The sequence below is a fragment of the Pseudomonas sp. NFX15 genome (assembly GCF_049132105.1).
Taxonomy (GTDB): Bacteria; Pseudomonadota; Gammaproteobacteria; order Pseudomonadales; family Pseudomonadaceae; genus Aquipseudomonas.
The window spans coordinates 1-17,683 of sequence record NZ_JAFMPV010000039.1 but is presented as its reverse complement, the minus strand read 5'-3'; the positions used below and the strand labels follow the sequence as shown (position 1 = coordinate 17,683).

General features: G+C 46.2%; 34 protein-coding genes and 1 pseudogene. 19 read left to right on the top strand and 16 right to left on the bottom strand.

Going from position 1 to position 17,683, the window contains the following annotated elements; translation table 11 throughout:
- Nucleotides 1–220: 220 nt before the first annotated feature.
- The 9 genes from J1D76_RS26055 to J1D76_RS26015 form a co-directional block, all read right to left on the bottom strand.
- Complete coding sequence (locus tag J1D76_RS26055; RefSeq protein WP_015979260.1) at nt 221–412, bottom strand: DUF1382 family protein; 192 nt, start codon at nt 410–412, stop codon at nt 221–223.
- On the bottom strand, nt 385–573 hold the full coding sequence (locus J1D76_RS26050) for a DUF1317 domain-containing protein (RefSeq protein WP_001251812.1): 189 nt from the start codon (nt 571–573) through the stop codon (nt 385–387). The genes J1D76_RS26055 and J1D76_RS26050 overlap by 28 nt, the downstream gene beginning before the upstream one ends.
- Nucleotides 564–1,244: a lambda exonuclease family protein gene (locus J1D76_RS26045; protein ID WP_000186853.1), complete on the bottom strand. Its 681-nt coding sequence runs from the start codon at nt 1,242–1,244 to the stop codon at nt 564–566. Before J1D76_RS26045 ends, J1D76_RS26050 begins: the two co-directional genes overlap by 10 nt.
- On the bottom strand, nt 1,241–2,026 hold the full coding sequence (gene bet / locus J1D76_RS26040) for a phage recombination protein Bet (protein WP_000100844.1): 786 nt from the start codon (nt 2,024–2,026) through the stop codon (nt 1,241–1,243). The genes J1D76_RS26045 and bet overlap by 4 nt, the downstream gene beginning before the upstream one ends.
- A 5-nt stretch (nt 2,027–2,031) precedes the next feature.
- The gene (locus tag J1D76_RS26035) at nt 2,032–2,328 is read right to left on the bottom strand and encodes a host-nuclease inhibitor Gam family protein (RefSeq protein ID WP_000995451.1); all 297 of its coding nucleotides are present in this window, start codon (nt 2,326–2,328) and stop codon (nt 2,032–2,034) included.
- A gap of 74 nt (nt 2,329–2,402) precedes the next feature.
- The gene (gene kil, locus J1D76_RS26030) at nt 2,403–2,531 is read right to left on the bottom strand and encodes a host cell division inhibitory peptide Kil (RefSeq protein WP_001007579.1); all 129 of its coding nucleotides are present in this window, start codon (nt 2,529–2,531) and stop codon (nt 2,403–2,405) included.
- Complete coding sequence (locus J1D76_RS26025; RefSeq protein WP_001198861.1) at nt 2,515–2,679, bottom strand: protease FtsH-inhibitory lysogeny factor CIII; 165 nt, start codon at nt 2,677–2,679, stop codon at nt 2,515–2,517. The genes kil and J1D76_RS26025 overlap by 17 nt, the downstream gene beginning before the upstream one ends.
- Before the next feature lie 72 nt (nt 2,680–2,751).
- Entirely contained in the window at nt 2,752–3,120 is a 369-nt protein-coding gene (locus tag J1D76_RS26020; protein WP_000065374.1) for a DUF2528 family protein, read from the bottom strand.
- A 182-nt stretch (nt 3,121–3,302) separates the two neighbouring features.
- A complete protein-coding gene (locus tag J1D76_RS26015) occupies nt 3,303–3,503 on the bottom strand; it encodes an antirestriction Ral family protein (RefSeq protein WP_000213975.1) in 201 nt (66 codons plus the stop codon).
- Nucleotides 3,504–3,769: 266 nt separating this feature from the next.
- Here J1D76_RS26015 and J1D76_RS26010 point away from each other — a divergent pair, with 266 nt between their 5' ends.
- A complete protein-coding gene (locus tag J1D76_RS26010) occupies nt 3,770–4,252 on the top strand; it encodes a superinfection exclusion B family protein (RefSeq protein ID WP_000281856.1) in 483 nt (160 codons plus the stop codon).
- Here J1D76_RS26010 and J1D76_RS26005 read toward each other — a convergent pair whose 3' ends face one another.
- The 4 genes from J1D76_RS26005 to J1D76_RS25990 form a co-directional block, all read right to left on the bottom strand.
- Entirely contained in the window at nt 4,253–4,576 is a 324-nt protein-coding gene (locus J1D76_RS26005) for an antitermination protein N (RefSeq protein ID WP_001564525.1), read from the bottom strand.
- Between the two features lie 464 nt (nt 4,577–5,040).
- Nucleotides 5,041–5,475 (bottom strand): protein rexB, encoded by a 435-nt coding sequence (locus tag J1D76_RS26000; RefSeq protein WP_001245922.1) that lies wholly within the window; start codon nt 5,473–5,475, stop codon nt 5,041–5,043.
- A 15-nt stretch (nt 5,476–5,490) separates the two neighbouring features.
- Nucleotides 5,491–6,330 carry a protein rexA gene (locus J1D76_RS25995; RefSeq protein ID WP_000788349.1) on the bottom strand — a complete coding sequence of 280 codons (840 nt, stop codon included), beginning with the start codon at nt 6,328–6,330 and terminating at the stop codon, nt 5,491–5,493.
- 112 nt (nt 6,331–6,442) lie between these two features.
- A complete protein-coding gene (locus tag J1D76_RS25990) occupies nt 6,443–7,156 on the bottom strand; it encodes a LexA family protein (protein WP_000104864.1) in 714 nt (237 codons plus the stop codon).
- Nucleotides 7,157–7,256: 100 nt separating this feature from the next.
- Here J1D76_RS25990 and J1D76_RS25985 point away from each other — a divergent pair, with 100 nt between their 5' ends.
- The 17 genes and pseudogenes from J1D76_RS25985 (at nt 7,257) to rzpD (ending at nt 15,643) form a co-directional block, all read left to right on the top strand.
- Nucleotides 7,257–7,457, top strand: a complete 201-nt coding sequence (locus tag J1D76_RS25985) for a Cro/CI family transcriptional regulator (protein ID WP_000437875.1) — start codon at nt 7,257–7,259, stop codon at nt 7,455–7,457.
- 118 nt (nt 7,458–7,575) lie between these two features.
- Entirely contained in the window at nt 7,576–7,869 is a 294-nt protein-coding gene (locus J1D76_RS25980; RefSeq protein WP_000251069.1) for a lambda phage CII family protein, read from the top strand.
- A gap of 32 nt (nt 7,870–7,901) precedes the next feature.
- Nucleotides 7,902–8,801, top strand: a complete 900-nt coding sequence (locus tag J1D76_RS25975; protein ID WP_000185505.1) for a replication protein — start codon at nt 7,902–7,904, stop codon at nt 8,799–8,801.
- Complete coding sequence (locus J1D76_RS25970; RefSeq protein ID WP_000788910.1) at nt 8,798–9,499, top strand: replication protein P; 702 nt, start codon at nt 8,798–8,800, stop codon at nt 9,497–9,499. The genes J1D76_RS25975 and J1D76_RS25970 overlap by 4 nt, the downstream gene beginning before the upstream one ends.
- Nucleotides 9,496–9,786 (top strand): protein ren, encoded by a 291-nt coding sequence (locus J1D76_RS25965; RefSeq protein ID WP_000145933.1) that lies wholly within the window; start codon nt 9,496–9,498, stop codon nt 9,784–9,786. The genes J1D76_RS25970 and J1D76_RS25965 overlap by 4 nt, the downstream gene beginning before the upstream one ends.
- A gap of 73 nt (nt 9,787–9,859) precedes the next feature.
- Nucleotides 9,860–10,300, top strand: coding sequence for a recombination protein NinB (locus J1D76_RS25960; RefSeq protein ID WP_000736903.1), 441 nt, complete (start codon nt 9,860–9,862; stop codon nt 10,298–10,300).
- Nucleotides 10,297–11,169: a phosphoadenosine phosphosulfate reductase family protein gene (locus J1D76_RS25955; RefSeq protein ID WP_000611491.1), complete on the top strand. Its 873-nt coding sequence runs from the start codon at nt 10,297–10,299 to the stop codon at nt 11,167–11,169. The genes J1D76_RS25960 and J1D76_RS25955 overlap by 4 nt, the downstream gene beginning before the upstream one ends.
- A complete protein-coding gene (gene ninD, locus J1D76_RS25950) occupies nt 11,166–11,339 on the top strand; it encodes a protein NinD (RefSeq protein WP_000984218.1) in 174 nt (57 codons plus the stop codon). Before J1D76_RS25955 ends, ninD begins: the two co-directional genes overlap by 4 nt.
- Nucleotides 11,306–11,488 (top strand): NinE family protein, encoded by a 183-nt coding sequence (locus J1D76_RS25945; RefSeq protein WP_000113775.1) that lies wholly within the window; start codon nt 11,306–11,308, stop codon nt 11,486–11,488. Before ninD ends, J1D76_RS25945 begins: the two co-directional genes overlap by 34 nt.
- Nucleotides 11,443–11,655 (top strand): protein NinF, encoded by a 213-nt coding sequence (locus J1D76_RS25940; RefSeq protein WP_306424353.1) that lies wholly within the window; start codon nt 11,443–11,445, stop codon nt 11,653–11,655. Before J1D76_RS25945 ends, J1D76_RS25940 begins: the two co-directional genes overlap by 46 nt.
- Nucleotides 11,648–12,259 (top strand): recombination protein NinG, encoded by a 612-nt coding sequence (locus J1D76_RS25935; RefSeq protein WP_001108044.1) that lies wholly within the window; start codon nt 11,648–11,650, stop codon nt 12,257–12,259. The genes J1D76_RS25940 and J1D76_RS25935 overlap by 8 nt, the downstream gene beginning before the upstream one ends.
- On the top strand, nt 12,256–12,462 hold the full coding sequence (locus tag J1D76_RS25930; RefSeq protein ID WP_002901791.1) for a phage NinH family protein: 207 nt from the start codon (nt 12,256–12,258) through the stop codon (nt 12,460–12,462). Before J1D76_RS25935 ends, J1D76_RS25930 begins: the two co-directional genes overlap by 4 nt.
- Nucleotides 12,440–13,105, top strand: a complete 666-nt coding sequence (locus J1D76_RS25925) for a serine/threonine protein phosphatase (RefSeq protein ID WP_001271136.1) — start codon at nt 12,440–12,442, stop codon at nt 13,103–13,105. Before J1D76_RS25930 ends, J1D76_RS25925 begins: the two co-directional genes overlap by 23 nt.
- Nucleotides 13,102–13,725, top strand: coding sequence for an antitermination protein (locus tag J1D76_RS25920; RefSeq protein ID WP_001235459.1), 624 nt, complete (start codon nt 13,102–13,104; stop codon nt 13,723–13,725). The genes J1D76_RS25925 and J1D76_RS25920 overlap by 4 nt, the downstream gene beginning before the upstream one ends.
- Before the next feature lie 676 nt (nt 13,726–14,401).
- Nucleotides 14,402–14,725: pseudogene (locus J1D76_RS25915) on the top strand (phage holin, lambda family).
- On the top strand, nt 14,709–15,185 hold the full coding sequence (locus J1D76_RS25910; RefSeq protein WP_000229403.1) for a glycoside hydrolase family protein: 477 nt from the start codon (nt 14,709–14,711) through the stop codon (nt 15,183–15,185). The pseudogene J1D76_RS25915 and the gene J1D76_RS25910 overlap by 17 nt, the downstream one beginning before the upstream one ends.
- Nucleotides 15,182–15,643: a prophage endopeptidase RzpD gene (gene rzpD / locus J1D76_RS25905; RefSeq protein ID WP_000092275.1), complete on the top strand. Its 462-nt coding sequence runs from the start codon at nt 15,182–15,184 to the stop codon at nt 15,641–15,643. Before J1D76_RS25910 ends, rzpD begins: the two co-directional genes overlap by 4 nt.
- A gap of 31 nt (nt 15,644–15,674) precedes the next feature.
- Here the strand turns inward: rzpD and bor are convergent, their stop codons facing one another.
- Together bor and J1D76_RS25895 are read right to left on the bottom strand one after the other, a co-directional pair.
- On the bottom strand, nt 15,675–15,968 hold the full coding sequence (bor, locus tag J1D76_RS25900; RefSeq protein ID WP_000738492.1) for a serum resistance lipoprotein Bor: 294 nt from the start codon (nt 15,966–15,968) through the stop codon (nt 15,675–15,677).
- Nucleotides 15,969–16,257: 289 nt separating this feature from the next.
- Nucleotides 16,258–16,668, bottom strand: a complete 411-nt coding sequence (locus J1D76_RS25895) for a DUF1398 domain-containing protein (RefSeq protein ID WP_012775990.1) — start codon at nt 16,666–16,668, stop codon at nt 16,258–16,260.
- Between the two features lie 285 nt (nt 16,669–16,953).
- Here J1D76_RS25895 and ybcW point away from each other — a divergent pair, with 285 nt between their 5' ends.
- Entirely contained in the window at nt 16,954–17,160 is a 207-nt protein-coding gene (gene ybcW / locus J1D76_RS25890) for a protein YbcW (protein ID WP_001031427.1), read from the top strand.
- Nucleotides 17,161–17,324: 164 nt separating this feature from the next.
- On the opposite strand, the gene J1D76_RS25885 is transcribed toward ybcW, so the two are convergent.
- Complete coding sequence (locus J1D76_RS25885) at nt 17,325–17,519, bottom strand: YlcI/YnfO family protein (RefSeq protein ID WP_001421937.1); 195 nt, start codon at nt 17,517–17,519, stop codon at nt 17,325–17,327.
- Nucleotides 17,520–17,683: the final 164 nt, after the last annotated feature.

Sequence of the window (17,683 nt, the reverse complement as noted above, 5' to 3'; positions counted from 1 at the left end):
GTTACCGTTTCGCGGTGCTTCTTCAGTACGCTACGGCAAATGTCATCGACGTTTTTATCCGGAAACTGCTGTCTGGCTTTTTTTGATTTCAGAATTAGCCTGACGGGCAATGCTGCGAAGGGCGTTTTCCTGCTGAGGTGTCATTGAACAAGTCCCATGTCGGCAAGCATAAGCACACAGAATATGAAGCCCGCTGCCAGAAAAATGCATTCCGTGGTTGTCATACCTGGTTTCTCTCATCTGCTTCTGCTTTCGCCACCATCATTTCCAGCTTTTGTGAAAGGGATGCGGCTAACGTATGAAATTCTTCGTCTGTTTCTACTGGTATTGGCACAAACCTGATTCCAATTTGAGCAAGGCTATGTGCCATCTCGATACTCGTTCTTAACTCAACAGAAGATGCTTTGTGCATACAGCCCCTCGTTTATTATTTATCTCCTCAGCCAGCCGCTGTGCTTTCAGTGGATTTCGGATAACAGAAAGGCCGGGAAATACCCAGCCTCGCTTTGTAACGGAGTAGACGAAAGTGATTGCGCCTACCCGGATATTATCGTGAGGATGCGTCATCGCCATTGCTCCCCAAATACAAAACCAATTTCAGCCAGTGCCTCGTCCATTTTTTCGATGAACTCCGGCACGATCTCGTCAAAACTCGCCATGTACTTTTCATCCCGCTCAATCACGACATAATGCAGGCCTTCACGCTTCATACGCGGGTCATAGTTGGCAAAGTACCAGGCATTTTTTCGCGTCACCCACATGCTGTACTGCACCTGGGCCATGTAAGCTGACTTTATGGCCTCGAAACCACCGAGCCGGAACTTCATGAAATCCCGGGAGGTAAACGGGCATTTCAGTTCAAGGCCGTTGCCGTCACTGCATAAACCATCGGGAGAGCAGGCGGTACGCATACTTTCGTCGCGATAGATGATCGGGGATTCAGTAACATTCACGCCGGAAGTGAATTCAAACAGGGTTCTGGCGTCGTTCTCGTACTGTTTTCCCCAGGCCAGTGCTTTAGCGTTAACTTCCGGAGCCACACCGGTGCAAACCTCAGCAAGCAGGGTGTGGAAGTAGGACATTTTCATGTCAGGCCACTTCTTTCCGGAGCGGGGTTTTGCTATCACGTTGTGAACTTCTGAAGCGGTGATGACGCCGAGCCGTAATTTGTGCCACGCATCATCCCCCTGTTCGACAGCTCTCACATCGATCCCGGTACGCTGCAGGATAATGTCCGGTGTCATGCTGCCACCTTCTGCTCTGCGGCTTTCTGTTTCAGGAATCCAAGAGCTTTTACTGCTTCGGCCTGTGTCAGTTCTGACGATGCACGAATGTCGCGGCGAAATATCTGGGAACAGAGCGGCAATAAGTCGTCATCCCATGTTTTATCCAGGGCGATCAGCAGAGTGTTAATCTCCTGCATGGTTTCATCGTTAACCGGAGTGATGTCGCGTTCCGGCTGACGTTCTGCAGTGTATGCAGTATTTTCGACAATGCGCTCGGCTTCATCCTTGTCATAGATACCAGCAAATCCGAAGGCCAGACGGGCACACTGAATCATGGCTTTATGACGTAACATCCGTTTGGGATGCGACTGCCACGGCCCCGTGATTTCTCTGCCTTCGCGAGTTTTGAATGGTTCGCGGCGGCATTCATCCATCCATTCGGTAACGCAGATCGGATGATTACGGTCCTTGCGGTAAATCCGGCATGTACAGGATTCATTGTCCTGCTCAAAGTCCATGCCATCAAACTGCTGGTTTTCATTGATGATGCGGGACCAGCCATCAACGCCCACCACCGGAACGATGCCATTCTGCTTATCAGGAAAGGCGTAAATTTCTTTCGTCCACGGATTAAGGCCGTACTGGTTGGCAACGATCAGTAATGCGATGAACTGCGCATCGCTGGCATCACCTTTAAATGCCGTCTGGCGAAGAGTGGTGATCAGTTCCTGTGGGTCGACAGAATCCATGCCGACACGTTCAGCCAGCTTCCCAGCCAGCGTTGCGAGTGCAGTACTCATTCGTTTTATACCTCTGAATCAATATCAACCTGGTGGTGAGCAATGGTTTCAACCATGTACCGGATGTGTTCTGCCATGCGCTCCTGAAACTCAACATCGTCATCAAACGCACGGGTAATGGATTTTTTGCTGGCCCCGTGGCGTTGCAAATGATCGATGCATAGCGATTCAAACAGGTGCTGGGGCAGGCCTTTTTCCATGTCGTCTGCCAGTTCTGCCTCTTTCTCTTCACGGGCGAGCTGCTGGTAGTGACGCGCCCAGCTCTGAGCCTCAAGACGATCCTGAATGTAATAAGCGTTCATGGCTGAACTCCTGAAATAGCTGTGAAAATATCGCCCGCGAAATGCCGGGCTGATTAGGAAAACAGGAAAGGGGGTTAGTGAATGCTTTTGCTTGATCTCAGTTTCAGTATTAATATCCATTTTTTATAAGCGTCGACGGCTTCACGAAACATCTTTTCATCGCCAATAAAAGTGGCGATAGTGAATTTAGTCTGGATAGCCATAAGTGTTTGATCCATTCTTTGGGACTCCTGGCTGATTAAGTATGTCGATAAGGCGTTTCCATCCGTCACGTAATTTACGGGTGATTCGTTCAAGTAAAGATTCGGAAGGGCAGCCAGCAACAGGCCACCCTGCAATGGCATATTGCATGGTGTGCTCCTTATTTATACATAACGAAAAACGCCTCGAGTGAAGCGTTATTGGTATGCGGTAAAACCGCACTCAGGCGGCCTTGATAGTCATATCATCTGAATCAAATATTCCTGATGTATCGATATCGGTAATTCTTATTCCTTCGCTACCATCCATTGGAGGCCATCCTTCCTGACCATTTCCATCATTCCAGTCGAACTCACACACAACACCATATGCATTTAAGTCGCTTGAAATTGCTATAAGCAGAGCATGTTGCGCCAGCATGATTAATACAGCATTTAATACAGAGCCGTGTTTATTGAGTCGGTATTCAGAGTCTGACCAGAAATTATTAATCTGGTGAAGTTTTTCCTCTGTCATTACGTCATGGTCGATTTCAATTTCTATTGATGCTTTCCAGTCGTAATCAATGATGTATTTTTTGATGTTTGACATCTGTTCATATCCTCACAGATAAAAAATCGCCCTCACACTGGAGGGCAAAGAAGATTTCCAATAATCAGAACAAGTCGGCTCCTGTTTAGTTACGAGCGACATTGCTCCGTGTATTCACTCGTTGGAATGAATACACAGTGCAGTGTTTATTCTGTTATTTATGCCAAAAATAAAGGCCACTATCAGGCAGCTTTGTTGTTCTGTTTACCAAGTTCTCTGGCAATCATTGCCGTCGTTCGTATTGCCCATTTATCGACATATTTCCCATCTTCCATTACAGGAAACATTTCTTCAGGCTTAACCATGCATTCCGATTGCAGCTTGCATCCATTGCATCGCTTGAATTGTCCACACCATTGATTTTTATCAATAGTCGTAGTCATACGGATAGTCCTGGTATTGTTCCATCACATCCTGAGGATGCTCTTCGAACTCTTCAAATTCTTCTTCCATATATCACCTTAAATAGTGGATTGCGGTAGTAAAGATTGTGCCTGTCTTTTAACCACATCAGGCTCGGTGGTTCTCGTGTACCCCTACAGCGAGAAATCGGATAAACTATTACAACCCCTACAGTTTGATGAGTATAGAAATGGATCCACTCGTTATTCTCGGACGAGTGTTCAGTAATGAACCTCTGGAGAGAACCATGTATATGATCGTTATCTGGGTTGGACTTCTGCTTTTAAGCCCAGATAACTGGCCTGAATATGTTAATGAGAGAATCGGTATTCCTCATGTGTGGCATGTTTTCGTCTTTGCTCTTGCATTTTCGCTAGCAATTAATGTGCATCGATTATCAGCTATTGCCAGCGCCAGATATAAGCGATTTAAGCTAAGAAAACGCATTAAGATGCAAAACGATAAAGTGCGATCAGTAATTCAAAACCTTACAGAAGAGCAATCTATGGTTTTGTGCGCAGCCCTTAATGAAGGCAGGAAGTATGTGGTTACATCAAAACAATTCCCATACATTAGTGAGTTGATTGAGCTTGGTGTGTTGAACAAAACTTTTTCCCGATGGAATGGAAAGCATATATTATTCCCTATTGAGGATATTTACTGGACTGAATTAGTTGCCAGCTATGATCCATATAATATTGAGATAAAGCCAAGGCCAATATCTAAGTAACTAGATAAGAGGAATCGATTTTCCCTTAATTTTCTGGCGTCCACTGCATGTTATGCCGCGTTCGCCAGGCTTGCTGTACCATGTGCGCTGATTCTTGCGCTCAATACGTTGCAGGTTGCTTTCAATCTGTTTGTGGTATTCAGCCAGCACTGTAAGGTCTATCGGATTTAGTGCGCTTTCTACTCGTGATTTCGGTTTGCGATTCAGCGAGAGAATAGGGCGGTTAACTGGTTTTGCGCTTACCCCAACCAACAGGGGATTTGCTGCTTTCCATTGAGCCTGTTTCTCTGCGCGACGTTCGCGGCGGCGTGTTTGTGCATCCATCTGGATTCTCCTGTCAGTTAGCTTTGGTGGTGTGTGGCAGTTGTAGTCCTGAACGAAAACCCCCCGCGATTGGCACATTGGCAGCTAATCCGGAATCGCACTTACGGCCAATGCTTCGTTTCGTATCACACACCCCAAAGCCTTCTGCTTTGAATGCTGCCCTTCTTCAGGGCTTAATTTTTAAGAGCGTCACCTTCATGGTGGTCAGTGCGTCCTGCTGATGTGCTCAGTATCACCGCCAGTGGTATTTATGTCAACACCGCCAGAGATAATTTATCACCGCAGATGGTTATCTGTATGTTTTTTATATGAATTTATTTTTTGCAGGGGGGCATTGTTTGGTAGGTGAGAGATCTGAATTGCTATGTTTAGTGAGTTGTATCTATTTATTTTTCAATAAATACAATTGGTTATGTGTTTTGGGGGCGATCGTGAGGCAAAGAAAACCCGGCGCTGAGGCCGGGTTATTCTTGTTCTCTGGTCAAATTATATAGTTGGAAAACAAGGATGCATATATGAATGAACGATGCAGAGGCAATGCCGATGGCGATAGTGGGTATCATGTAGCCGCTTATGCTGGAAAGAAGCAATAACCCGCAGAAAAACAAAGCTCCAAGCTCAACAAAACTAAGGGCATAGACAATAACTACCGATGTCATATACCCATACTCTCTAATCTTGGCCAGTCGGCGCGTTCTGCTTCCGATTAGAAACGTCAAGGCAGCAATCAGGATTGCAATCATGGTTCCTGCATATGATGACAATGTCGCCCCAAGACCATCTCTATGAGCTGAAAAAGAAACACCAGGAATGTAGTGGCGGAAAAGGAGATAGCAAATGCTTACGATAACGTAAGGAATTATTACTATGTAAACACCAGGCATGATTCTGTTCCGCATAATTACTCCTGATAATTAATCCTTAACTTTGCCCACCTGCCTTTTAAAACATTCCAGTATATCACTTTTCATTCTTGCGTAGCAATATGCCATCTCTTCAGCTATCTCAGCATTGGTGACCTTGTTCAGAGGCGCTGAGAGATGGCCTTTTTCTGATAGATAATGTTCTGTTAAAATATCTCCGGCCTCATCTTTTGCCCGCAGGCTAATGTCTGAAAATTGAGGTGACGGGTTAAAAATAATATCCTTGGCAACCTTTTTTATATCCCTTTTAAATTTTGGCTTAATGACTATATCCAATGAGTCAAAAAGCTCCCCTTCAATATCTGTTGCCCCTAAGACCTTTAATATATCGCCAAATACAGGTAGCTTGGCTTCTACCTTCACCGTTGTTCGGCCGATGAAATGCATATGCATAACATCGTCTTTGGTGGTTCCCCTCATCAGTGGCTCTATCTGAACGCGCTCTCCACTGCTTAATGACATTCCTTTCCCGATTAAAAAATCTGTCAGATCGGATGTGGTCGGCCCGAAAACAGTTCTGGCAAAACCAATGGTGTCGCCTTCAACAAACAAAAAAGATGGGAATCCCAATGATTCGTCATCTGCGAGGCTGTTCTTAATATCTTCAACTGAAGCTTTAGAGCGATTTATCTTCTGAACCAGACTCTTGTCATTTGTTTTGGTAAAGAGAAAAGTTTTTCCATCGATTTTATGAATATACAAATAATTGGAGCCAACCTGCAGGTGATGATTATCAGCCAGCAGAGAATTAAGGAAAACAGACAGGTTTATTGAGCGCTTATCTTTCCCTTTATTTTTGCTGCGGTAAGTCGCATAAAAACCATTCTTCATAATTCAATCCATTTACTATGTTATGTTCTGAGGGGAGTGAAAATTCCCCTAATTCGATGAAGATTCTTGCTCAATTGTTATCAGCTATGCGCCGACCAGAACACCTTGCCGATCAGCCAAACGTCTCTTCAGGCCACTGACTAGCGATAACTTTCCCCACAACGGAACAACTCTCATTGCATGGGATCATTGGGTACTGTGGGTTTAGTGGTTGTAAAAACACCTGACCGCTATCCCTGATCAGTTTCTTGAAGGTAAACTCATCACCCCCAAGTCTGGCTATGCAGAAATCACCTGGCTCAACAGCCTGCTCAGGGTCAACGAGAATTAACATTCCGTCAGGAAAGCTTGGCTTGGAGCCTGTTGGTGCGGTCATGGAATTACCTTCAACCTCAAGCCAGAATGCAGAATCACTGGCTTTTTTGGTTGTGCTTACCCATCTCTCCGCATCACCTTTGGTAAAGGTTCTAAGCTTAGGTGAGAACATCCCTGCCTGAACATGAGAAAAAACAGGGTACTCATACTCACTTCTAAGTGACGGCTGCATACTAACCGCTTCATACATCTCGTAGATTTCTCTGGCGATTGAAGGGCTAAATTCTTCAACGCTAACTTTGAGAATTTTTGTAAGCAATGCGGCGTTATAAGCATTTAATGCATTGATGCCATTAAATAAAGCACCAACGCCTGACTGCCCCATCCCCATCTTGTCTGCGACAGATTCCTGGGATAAGCCAAGTTCATTTTTCTTTTTTTCATAAATTGCTTTAAGGCGACGTGCGTCCTCAAGCTGCTCTTGTGTTAATGGTTTCTTTTTTGTGCTCATACGTTAAATCTATCACCGCAAGGGATAAATATCTAACACCGTGCGTGTTGACTATTTTACCTCTGGCGGTGATAATGGTTGCATGTACTAAGGAGGTTGTATGGAACAACGCATAACCCTGAAAGATTATGCAATGCGCTTTGGGCAAACCAAGACAGCTAAAGATCTCGGCGTATATCAAAGCGCGATCAACAAGGCCATTCATGCAGGCCGAAAGATTTTTTTAACTATAAACGCTGATGGAAGCGTTTATGCGGAAGAGGTAAAGCCCTTCCCGAGTAACAAAAAAACAACAGCATAAATAACCCCGCTCTTACACATTCCAGCCCTGAAAAAGGGCATCAAATTAAACCACACCTATGGTGTATGCATTTATTTGCATACATTCAATCAATTGTTATCTAAGGAAATACTTACATATGGTTCGTGCAAACAAACGCAACGAGGCTCTACGAATCGAGAGTGCGTTGCTTAACAAAATCGCAATGCTTGGAACTGAGAAGACAGCGGAAGCTGTGGGCGTTGATAAGTCGCAGATCAGCAGGTGGAAGAGGGACTGGATTCCAAAGTTCTCAATGCTGCTTGCTGTTCTTGAATGGGGGGTCGTTGACGACGACATGGCTCGATTGGCGCGACAAGTTGCTGCGATTCTCACCAATAAAAAACGCCCGGCGGCAACCGAGCGTTCTGAACAAATCCAGATGGAGTTCTGAGGTCATTACTGGATCTATCAACAGGAGTCATTATGACAAATACAGCAAAAATACTCAACTTCGGCAGAGGTAACTTTGCCGGACAGGAGCGTAATGTGGCAGATCTCGATGATGGTTACGCCAGACTATCAAATATGCTGCTTGAGGCTTATTCGGGCGCAGATCTGACCAAGCGACAGTTTAAAGTGCTGCTTGCCATTCTGCGTAAAACCTATGGGTGGAATAAACCAATGGACAGAATCACCGATTCTCAACTTAGCGAGATTACAAAGTTACCTGTCAAACGGTGCAATGAAGCCAAGTTAGAACTCGTCAGAATGAATATTATCAAGCAGCAAGGCGGCATGTTTGGACCAAATAAAAACATCTCAGAATGGTGCATCCCTCAAAACGAGGGAAAATCCCCTAAAACGAGGGATAAAACATCCCTCAAATTGGGGGATTGCTATCCCTCAAAACAGGGGGACACAAAAGACACTATTACAAAAGAAAAAAGAAAAGATTATTCGTCAGAGAATTCTGGCGAATCCTCTGACCAGCCAGAAAACGACCTTTCTGTGGTGAAACCGGATGCTGCAATTCAGAGCGGCAGCAAGTGGGGGACAGCAGAAGACCTGACCGCCGCAGAGTGGATGTTTGACATGGTGAAGACTATCGCACCATCAGCCAGAAAACCGAATTTTGCTGGGTGGGCTAACGATATCCGCCTGATGCGTGAACGTGACGGACGTAACCACCGCGACATGTGTGTGCTGTTCCGCTGGGCATGCCAGGACAACTTCTGGTCCGGTAACGTGCTGAGCCCGGCCAAACTCCGCGATAAGTGGACCCAACTCGAAATCAACCGTAACAAGCAACAGGCAGGCGTGACAGCCAGCAAACCAAAACTCGACCTGACAAACACAGACTGGATTTACGGGGTGGATCTATGAAAAACATCGCCGCACAGATGGTTAACTTTGACCGTGAGCAGATGCGTCGGATCGCCAACAACATGCCGGAACAGTACGACGAAAAGCCGCAGGTACAGCAGGTAGCGCAGATCATCAACGGTGTGTTCAGCCAGTTACTGGCAACTTTCCCGGCGAGCCTGGCTAACCGTGACCAGAACGAAGTGAACGAAATCCGTCGCCAGTGGGTTCTGGCTTTTCGGGAAAACGGGATCACCACGATGGAACAGGTTAACGCAGGAATGCGCGTAGCCCGTCGGCAGAATCGACCATTTCTGCCATCACCCGGGCAGTTTGTTGCATGGTGCCGGGAAGAAGCATCCGTTACCGCCGGACTGCCAAACGTCAGCGAGCTGGTTGATATGGTTTACGAGTATTGCCGGAAGCGAGGCCTGTATCCGGATGCGGAGTCTTATCCGTGGAAATCAAACGCGCACTACTGGCTGGTTACCAACCTGTATCAGAACATGCGGGCCAATGCGCTTACTGATGCGGAATTACGCCGTAAGGCCGCAGATGAGCTTGTCCATATGACTGCGAGAATTAACCGTGGTGAGGCGATCCCTGAACCAGTAAAACAACTTCCTGTCATGGGCGGTAGACCTCTAAATCGTGCACAGGCTCTGGCGAAGATCGCAGAAATCAAAGCTAAGTTCGGACTGAAAGGAGCAAGTGTATGACGGGCAAAGAGGCAATTATTCATTACCTGGGGACGCATAATAGCTTCTGTGCGCCGGACGTTGCCGCGCTAACAGGCGCAACAGTAACCAGCATAAATCAGGCCGCGGCTAAAATGGCACGGGCAGGTCTTCTGGTTATCGAAGGTAAGGTCTGGCGAACGGTGTATTACCGGTTTGCTACCAGGGAAGAACGGGAAGGAAAGATGAGCACGAACCTGGTTTTTAAGGAGTGTCGCCAGAGTGCCGCGATGAAACGGGTATTGGCGGTATATGGAGTTAAAAGATGACCATCTACATTACTGAGCTAATAACAGGCCTGCTGGTAATCGCAGGCCTTTTTATTTGGGGGAGAGGGAAGTCATGAAAAAACTAACCTTTGAAATTCGATCTCCAGCACATCAGCAAAACGCTATTCACGCAGTACAGCAAATCCTTCCAGACCCAACCAAACCAATCGTAGTAACCATTCAGGAACGCAACCGCAGCTTAGACCAAAACAGGAAGCTATGGGCCTGCTTAGGTGACGTCTCTCGTCAGGTTGAATGGCATGGTCGCTGGCTGGATGCAGAAAGCTGGAAGTGTGTGTTTACCGCAGCATTAAAGCAGCAGGATGTTGTTCCTAACCTTGCCGGGAATGGCTTTGTGGTAATAGGCCAGTCAACCAGCAGGATGCGTGTAGGCGAATTTGCGGAGCTATTAGAGCTTATACAGGCATTCGGTACAGAGCGTGGCGTTAAGTGGTCAGACGAAGCGAGACTGGCTCTGGAGTGGAAAGCGAGATGGGGAGACAGGGCTGCATGATAAATGTCGTTAGTTTCTCCGGTGGCAGGACGTCAGCATATTTGCTCTGGCTAATGGAGCAAAAGCGACGGGCAGGTAAAGACGTGCATTACGTTTTCATGGATACAGGTTGTGAACATCCAATGACATATCGGTTTGTCAGGGAAGTTGTGAAGTTCTGGGATATACCGCTCACCGTATTGCAGGTTGATATCAACCCGGAGCTTGGACAGCCAAATGGTTATACGGTATGGGAACCAAAGGATATTCAGACGCGAATGCCTGTTCTGAAGCCATTTATCGATATGGTAAAGAAATATGGCACTCCATACGTCGGCGGCGCGTTCTGCACTGACAGATTAAAACTCGTTCCCTTCACCAAATACTGTGATGACCATTTCGGGCGAGGGAATTACACCACGTGGATTGGCATCAGAGCTGATGAACCGAAGCGGCTAAAGCCAAAGCCTGGAATCAGATATCTTGCTGAACTGTCAGACTTTGAGAAGGAAGATATCCTCGCATGGTGGAAGCAACAACCATTCGATTTGCAAATACCGGAACATCTCGGTAACTGCATATTCTGCATTAAAAAATCAACGCAAAAAATCGGACTTGCCTGCAAAGATGAGGAGGGATTGCAGCGTGTTTTTAATGAGGTCATCACGGGATCCCATGTGCGTGACGGACATCGGGAAACGCCAAAGGAGATTATGTACCGAGGAAGAATGTCGCTGGACGGTATCGCGAAAATGTATTCAGAAAATGATTATCAAGCCCTGTATCAGGACATGGTACGAGCTAAAAGATTCGATACCGGCTCTTGTTCTGAGTCATGCGAAATATTTGGAGGGCAGCTTGATTTCGACTTCGGGAGGGAAGCTGCATGATGCGATGTTATCGGTGCGGTGAATGCAAAGAAGATAACCGCTTCCGACCAAATCAACCTTACTGGAATCGATGGTGTCTCCGGTGTGAAAGAACACCAACAGGGGTGTTACCACTACCGCAGGAAAAGGAGGACGTGTGGCGAGACAGCGACGAAGTATCACCGACATAATCTGCGAAAACTGCAAATACCTTCCAACGAAACGCACCAGAAATAAACCCAAGCCAATCCCAAAAGAATCTGACGTAAAAACCTTCAACTACACGGCTCACCTGTGGGATATCCGGTGGCTAAGACGTCGTGCGAGGAAAACAAGGTGATTGACCAAAATCGAAGTTACGAACAAGAAAGCGTCGAGCGAGCTTTAACGTGCGCTAACTGCGGTCAGAAGCTGCATGTGCTGGAAGTTCACGTGTGTGAGCACTGCTGCGCAGAACTGATGAGCGATCCGAATAGCTCGATGCACGAGGAAGAAGATGATGGCTAAACCAGCGCGAAGACGATGTAAAAACGATGAATGCCGGGAATGGTTTCACCCTGCATTCGCTAATCAGTGGTGGTGCTCTCCAGAGTGTGGAACCAAGATAGCACTCGAACGACGAAGTAAAGAACGCGAAAAAGCGGAAAAAGCAGCAGAGAAGAAACGACGACGAGAGGAGCAGAAACAGAAAGATAAACTTAAGATTCGAAAACTCGCCTTAAAGCCCCGCAGTTACTGGATTAAACAAGCCCAACAAGCCGTAAACGCCTTCATCAGAGAAAGAGACCGCGACTTACCATGTATCTCGTGCGGAACGCTCACGTCTGCTCAGTGGGATGCCGGACATTACCGGACAACTGCTGCGGCACCTCAACTCCGATTTAATGAACGCAATATTCACAAGCAATGCGTGGTGTGCAACCAGCACAAAAGCGGAAATCTCGTTCCGTATCGCGTCGAACTGATTAGCCGCATCGGGCAGGAAGCAGTAGACGAAATCGAATCAAACCATAACCGCCATCGCTGGACTATCGAAGAGTGCAAGGCGATCAAGGCAGAGTACCAACAGAAACTCAAAGACCTGCGAAATAGCAGAAGTGAGGCCGCATGACGTTCTCAGTAAAAACCATTCCAGACATGCTCGTTGAAACATACGGAAATCAGACAGAAGTAGCACGCAGACTGAAATGTAGTCGCGGTACGGTCAGAAAATACGTTGATGATAAAGACGGGAAAATGCACGCCATCGTCAACGACGTTCTCATGGTTCATCGCGGATGGAGTGAAAGAGATGCGCTATTACGAAAAAATTGATGGCAGCAAATACCGAAATATTTGGGTAGTTGGCGATCTGCACGGATGCTACACGAACCTGATGAACAAACTGGATACGATTGGATTCGACAACAAAAAAGACCTGCTTATCTCGGTGGGCGATTTGGTTGATCGTGGTGCAGAGAACGTTGAATGCCTGGAATTAATCACATTCCCCTGGTTCAGAGCTGTACGTGGAAACCATGAGCAAATGATGATTGATGGCTTATCAGAGCGTGGAAACGTTAATCACTGGCTGCTTAATGGCGGTGGCTGGTTCTTTAATCTCGATTACGACAAAGAAATTCTGGCTAAAGCTCTTGCCCATAAAGCAGATGAACTTCCGTTAATCATCGAACTGGTGAGCAAAGATAAAAAATATGTTATCTGCCACGCCGATTATCCCTTTGACGAATACGAGTTTGGAAAGCCAGTTGATCATCAGCAGGTAATCTGGAACCGCGAACGAATCAGCAACTCACAAAACGGGATCGTGAAAGAAATCAAAGGCGCGGACACGTTCATCTTTGGTCATACGCCAGCAGTGAAACCACTCAAGTTTGCCAACCAAATGTATATCGATACCGGCGCAGTGTTCTGCGGAAACCTAACATTGATTCAGGTACAGGGAGAAGGCGCATGAGACTCGAAAGCGTAGCTAAATTTCATTCGCCAAAAAGCCCGATGATGAGCGACTCACCACGGGCCACGGCTTCTGACTCTCTTTCCGGTACTGATGTGATGGCTGCTATGGGGATGGCGCAATCACAAGCCGGATTCGGTATGGCTGCATTCTGCGGTAAGCACGAACTCAGCCAGAACGACAAACAAAAGGCTATCAACTATCTGATGCAATTTGCACACAAGGTATCGGGGAAATACCGTGGTGTGGCAAAGCTTGAAGGAAATACTAAGGCAAAGGTACTGCAAGTGCTCGCAACATTCGCTTATGCGGATTATTGCCGTAGTGCCGCGACGCCGGGGGCAAGATGCAGAGATTGCCATGGTACAGGCCGTGCGGTTGATATTGCCAAAACAGAGCTGTGGGGGAGAGTTGTCGAGAAAGAGTGCGGAAGATGCAAAGGCGTCGGCTATTCAAGGATGCCAGCAAGCGCAGCATATCGCGCTGTGACGATGCTAATCCCAAACCTTACCCAACCCACCTGGTCACGCACTGTTAAGCCGCTGTATGACGCTCTGGTGGTGCAATGCCACAAAGAAGAGTCAATCGCAGACAACATTTTGAATGCGGTCACACGTTAGCAGCATGATTGCCACGGATGGCAACATATTAACGGCATGATATTGACTTATTGAATAAAATTGGGTAAATTTGACTCAACGATGGGTTAATTCGCTCGTTGTGGTAGTGAGATGAAAAGAGGCGGCGCTTACTACCGATTCCGCCTAGTTGGTCACTTCGACGTATCGTCTGGAACTCCAACCATCGCAGGCAGAGAGGTCTGCAAAATGCAATCCCGAAACAGTTCGCAGGTAATAGTTAGAGCCTGCATAACGGTTTCGGGATTTTTTATATCTGCACAACAGGTAAGAGCATTGAGTCGATAATCGTGAAGAGTCGGCGAGCCTGGTTAGCCAGTGCTCTTTCCGTTGTGCTGAATTAAGCGAATACCGGAAGCAGAACCGGATCACCAAATGCGTACAGGCGTCATCGCCGCCCAGCAACAGCACAACCCAAACTGAGCCGTAGCCACTGTCTGTCCTGAATTCATTAGTAATAGTTACGCTGCGGCCTTTTACACATGACCTTCGTGAAAGCGGGTGGCAGGAGGTCGCGCTAACAACCTCCTGCCGTTTTGCCCGTGCATATCGGTCACGAACAAATCTGATTACTAAACACAGTAGCCTGGATTTGTTCTATCAGTAATCGACCTTATTCCTAATTAAATAGAGCAAATCCCCTTATTGGGGGTAAGACATGAAGATGCCAGAAAAACATGACCTGTTGGCCGCCATTCTCGCGGCAAAGGAACAAGGCATCGGGGCAATCCTTGCGTTTGCAATGGCGTACCTTCGCGGCAGATATAATGGCGGTGCGTTTACAAAAACAGTAATCGACGCAACGATGTGCGCCATTATCGCCTAGTTCATTCGTGACCTTCTCGACTTCGCCGGACTAAGTAGCAATCTCGCTTATATAACGAGCGTGTTTATCGGCTACATCGGTACTGACTCGATTGGTTCGCTTATCAAACGCTTCGCTGCTAAAAAAGCCGGAGTAGAAGATGGTAGAAATCAATAATCAACGTAAGGCGTTCCTCGATATGCTGGCGTGGTCGGAGGGAACTGATAACGGACGTCAGAAAACCAGAAATCATGGTTATGACGTCATTGTAGGCGGAGAGCTATTTACTGATTACTCCGATCACCCTCGCAAACTTGTCACGCTAAACCCAAAACTCAAATCAACAGGCGCCGGACGCTACCAGCTTCTTTCCCGTTGGTGGGATGCCTACCGCAAGCAGCTTGGCCTGAAAGACTTCTCTCCGAAAAGTCAGGACGCTGTGGCATTGCAGCAGATTAAGGAGCGTGGCGCTTTACCTATGATTGATCGTGGTGATATCCGTCAGGCAATCGACCGTTGCAGCAATATCTGGGCTTCACTGCCGGGCGCTGGTTATGGTCAGTTCGAGCATAAGGCTGACAGCCTGATTGCAAAATTCAAAGAAGCGGGCGGAACGGTCAGAGAGATTGATGTATGAGCAGAGTCACCGCGATTATCTCCGCTCTGGTTATCTGCATCATCGTCTGCCTGTCATGGGCTGTTAATCATTACCGTGATAACGCCATTACCTACAAAGCCCAGCGCGACAAAAATGCCAGAGAACTGAAGCTGGCGAACGCGGCAATTACTGACATGCAGATGCGTCAGCGTGATGTTGCTGCGCTCGATGCAAAATACACGAAGGAGTTAGCTGATGCTAAAGCTGAAAATGATGCTCTGCGTGATGATGTTGCCGCTGGTCGTCGTCGGTTGCACATCAAAGCAGTCTGTCAGTCAGTGCGTGAAGCCACCACCGCCTCCGGCGTGGATAATGCAGCCTCCCCCCGACTGGCAGACACCGCTGAACGGGATTATTTCACCCTCAGAGAGAGGCTGATCACTATGCAAAAACAACTGGAAGGAACCCAGAAGTATATTAATGAGCAGTGCAGATAGAGTTGCCCATATCGATGGGCAACTCATGCAATTATTGTGAGCAATACACACGCGCTTCCAGCGGAGTATAAATGCCTAAAGTAATAAAACCGAGCAATCCATTTACGAATGTTTGCTGGGTTTCTGTTTTAACAACATTTTCTGCGCCGCCACAAATTTTGGCTGCATCGACAGTTTTCTTCTGCCCAATTCCAGAAACGAAGAAATGATGGGTGATGGTTTCCTTTGGTGCTACTGCTGCCGGTTTGTTTTGAACAGTAAACGTCTGTTGAGCACATCCTGTAATAAGCAGGGCCAGCGCAGTAGCGAGTAGCATTTTTTTCATGGTGTTATTCCCGATGCTTTTTGAAGTTCGCAGAATCGTATGTGTAGAAAATTAAACAAACCCTAAACAATGAGTTGAAATTTCATATTGTTAATATTTATTAATGTATGTCAGGTGCGATGAATCGTCATTGTATTCCCGGATTAACTATGTCCACAGCCCTGACGGGGAACTTCTCTGCGGGAGTGTCCGGGAATAATTAAAACGATGCACACAGGGTTTAGCGCGTACACGTATTGCATTATGCCAACGCCCCGGTGCTGACACGGAAGAAACCGGACGTTATGATTTAGCGTGGAAAGATTTGTGTAGTGTTCTGAATGCTCTCAGTAAATAGTAATGAATTATCAAAGGTATAGTAATATCTTTTATGTTCATGGATATTTGTAACCCATCGGAAAACTCCTGCTTTAGCAAGATTTTCCCTGTATTGCTGAAATGTGATTTCTCTTGATTTCAACCTATCATAGGACGTTTCTATAAGATGCGTGTTTCTTGAGAATTTAACATTTACAACCTTTTTAAGTCCTTTTATTAACACGGTGTTATCGTTTTCTAACACGATGTGAATATTATCTGTGGCTAGATAGTAAATATAATGTGAGACGTTGTGACGTTTTAGTTCAGAATAAAACAATTCACAGTCTAAATCTTTTCGCACTTGATCGAATATTTCTTTAAAAATGGCAACCTGAGCCATTGGTAAAACCTTCCATGTGATACGAGGGCGCGTAGTTTGCATTATCGTTTTTATCGTTTCAATCTGGTCTGACCTCCTTGTGTTTTGTTGATGATTTATGTCAAATATTAGGAATGTTTTCACTTAATAGTATTGGTTGCGTAACAAAGTGCGGTCCTGCTGGCATTCTGGAGGGAAATACAACCGACAGATGTATGTAAGGCCAACGTGCTCAAATCTTCATACAGAAAGATTTGAAGTAATATTTTAACCGCTAGATGAAGAGCAAGCGCATGGAGCGACAAAATGAATAAAGAACAATCTGCTGATGATCCCTCCGTGGATCTGATTCGTGTAAAAAATATGCTTAATAGCACCATTTCTATGAGTTACCCTGATGTTGTAATTGCATGTATAGAACATAAGGTGTCTCTGGAAGCATTCAGAGCAATTGAGGCAGCGTTGGTGAAGCACGATAATAATATGAAGGATTATTCCCTGGTGGTTGACTGATCACCATAACTGCTAATCATTCAAACTATTTAGTCTGTGACAGAGCCAACACGCAGTCTGTCACTGTCAGGAAAGTGGTAAAACTGCAACTCAATTACTGCAATGCCCTCGTAATTAAGTGAATTTACAATATCGTCCTGTTCGGAGGGAAGAACGCGGGATGTTCATTCTTCATCACTTTTAATTGATGTATATGCTCTCTTTTCTGACGTTAGTCTCCGACGGCAGGCTTCAATGACCCAGGCTGAGAAATTCCCGGACCCTTTTTGCTCAAGAGCGATGTTAATTTGTTCAATCATTTGGTTAGGAAAGCGGATGTTGCGGGTTGTTGTTCTGCGGGTTCTGTTCTTCGTTGACATGAGGTTGCCCCGTATTCAGTGTCGCTGATTTGTATTGTCTGAAGTTGTTTTTACGTTAAGTTGATGCAGATCAATTAATACGATACCTGCGTCATAATTGATTATTTGACGTGGTTTGATGGCCTCCACGCACGTTGTGATATGTAGATGATAATCATTATCAC

Excerpts from the sequence above, each read along its gene's own strand:
- J1D76_RS26000 (WP_001245922.1), bottom strand. The coding sequence starts at position 5,475 with ATGCGGAACAGAATCATGCCTGGTGTTTACATAGTAATAATTCCTTAC.
- J1D76_RS25895 (WP_012775990.1), bottom strand. The coding sequence starts at position 16,668 with ATGGCTCAGGTTGCCATTTTTAAAGAAATATTCGATCAAGTGCGAAAA.
- J1D76_RS25980 (WP_000251069.1), top strand. The coding sequence starts at position 7,576 with ATGGTTCGTGCAAACAAACGCAACGAGGCTCTACGAATCGAGAGTGCG.
- J1D76_RS25955 (WP_000611491.1), top strand. The coding sequence starts at position 10,297 with ATGATAAATGTCGTTAGTTTCTCCGGTGGCAGGACGTCAGCATATTTG.
- J1D76_RS25975 (WP_000185505.1), top strand. The coding sequence starts at position 7,902 with ATGACAAATACAGCAAAAATACTCAACTTCGGCAGAGGTAACTTTGCC.
- J1D76_RS26015 (WP_000213975.1), bottom strand. The coding sequence starts at position 3,503 with ATGACTACGACTATTGATAAAAATCAATGGTGTGGACAATTCAAGCGA.
- J1D76_RS26020 (WP_000065374.1), bottom strand. The coding sequence starts at position 3,120 with ATGTCAAACATCAAAAAATACATCATTGATTACGACTGGAAAGCATCA.
- kil (WP_001007579.1), bottom strand. The coding sequence starts at position 2,531 with ATGGCTATCCAGACTAAATTCACTATCGCCACTTTTATTGGCGATGAA.
- bor (WP_000738492.1), bottom strand. The coding sequence starts at position 15,968 with ATGAAAAAAATGCTACTCGCTACTGCGCTGGCCCTGCTTATTACAGGA.
- J1D76_RS25970 (WP_000788910.1), top strand. The coding sequence starts at position 8,798 with ATGAAAAACATCGCCGCACAGATGGTTAACTTTGACCGTGAGCAGATG.
- J1D76_RS25935 (WP_001108044.1), top strand. The coding sequence starts at position 11,648 with ATGGCTAAACCAGCGCGAAGACGATGTAAAAACGATGAATGCCGGGAA.
- bet (WP_000100844.1), bottom strand. The coding sequence starts at position 2,026 with ATGAGTACTGCACTCGCAACGCTGGCTGGGAAGCTGGCTGAACGTGTC.
- J1D76_RS25960 (WP_000736903.1), top strand. The coding sequence starts at position 9,860 with ATGAAAAAACTAACCTTTGAAATTCGATCTCCAGCACATCAGCAAAAC.
- J1D76_RS25985 (WP_000437875.1), top strand. The coding sequence starts at position 7,257 with ATGGAACAACGCATAACCCTGAAAGATTATGCAATGCGCTTTGGGCAA.
- J1D76_RS25885 (WP_001421937.1), bottom strand. The coding sequence starts at position 17,519 with ATGTCAACGAAGAACAGAACCCGCAGAACAACAACCCGCAACATCCGC.
- rzpD (WP_000092275.1), top strand. The coding sequence starts at position 15,182 with ATGAGCAGAGTCACCGCGATTATCTCCGCTCTGGTTATCTGCATCATC.
- J1D76_RS26010 (WP_000281856.1), top strand. The coding sequence starts at position 3,770 with ATGTATATGATCGTTATCTGGGTTGGACTTCTGCTTTTAAGCCCAGAT.
- ybcW (WP_001031427.1), top strand. The coding sequence starts at position 16,954 with ATGAATAAAGAACAATCTGCTGATGATCCCTCCGTGGATCTGATTCGT.
- J1D76_RS26055 (WP_015979260.1), bottom strand. The coding sequence starts at position 412 with ATGCACAAAGCATCTTCTGTTGAGTTAAGAACGAGTATCGAGATGGCA.
- J1D76_RS26035 (WP_000995451.1), bottom strand. The coding sequence starts at position 2,328 with ATGAACGCTTATTACATTCAGGATCGTCTTGAGGCTCAGAGCTGGGCG.
- J1D76_RS25925 (WP_001271136.1), top strand. The coding sequence starts at position 12,440 with ATGCGCTATTACGAAAAAATTGATGGCAGCAAATACCGAAATATTTGG.
- J1D76_RS26025 (WP_001198861.1), bottom strand. The coding sequence starts at position 2,679 with ATGCAATATGCCATTGCAGGGTGGCCTGTTGCTGGCTGCCCTTCCGAA.
- J1D76_RS25910 (WP_000229403.1), top strand. The coding sequence starts at position 14,709 with ATGGTAGAAATCAATAATCAACGTAAGGCGTTCCTCGATATGCTGGCG.
- J1D76_RS25965 (WP_000145933.1), top strand. The coding sequence starts at position 9,496 with ATGACGGGCAAAGAGGCAATTATTCATTACCTGGGGACGCATAATAGC.
- J1D76_RS26045 (WP_000186853.1), bottom strand. The coding sequence starts at position 1,244 with ATGACACCGGACATTATCCTGCAGCGTACCGGGATCGATGTGAGAGCT.
- ninD (WP_000984218.1), top strand. The coding sequence starts at position 11,166 with ATGATGCGATGTTATCGGTGCGGTGAATGCAAAGAAGATAACCGCTTC.
- J1D76_RS26005 (WP_001564525.1), bottom strand. The coding sequence starts at position 4,576 with ATGGATGCACAAACACGCCGCCGCGAACGTCGCGCAGAGAAACAGGCT.
- J1D76_RS25995 (WP_000788349.1), bottom strand. The coding sequence starts at position 6,330 with ATGAAGAATGGTTTTTATGCGACTTACCGCAGCAAAAATAAAGGGAAA.
- J1D76_RS25990 (WP_000104864.1), bottom strand. The coding sequence starts at position 7,156 with ATGAGCACAAAAAAGAAACCATTAACACAAGAGCAGCTTGAGGACGCA.
- J1D76_RS25920 (WP_001235459.1), top strand. The coding sequence starts at position 13,102 with ATGAGACTCGAAAGCGTAGCTAAATTTCATTCGCCAAAAAGCCCGATG.
- J1D76_RS26050 (WP_001251812.1), bottom strand. The coding sequence starts at position 573 with ATGGCGATGACGCATCCTCACGATAATATCCGGGTAGGCGCAATCACT.
- J1D76_RS25930 (WP_002901791.1), top strand. The coding sequence starts at position 12,256 with ATGACGTTCTCAGTAAAAACCATTCCAGACATGCTCGTTGAAACATAC.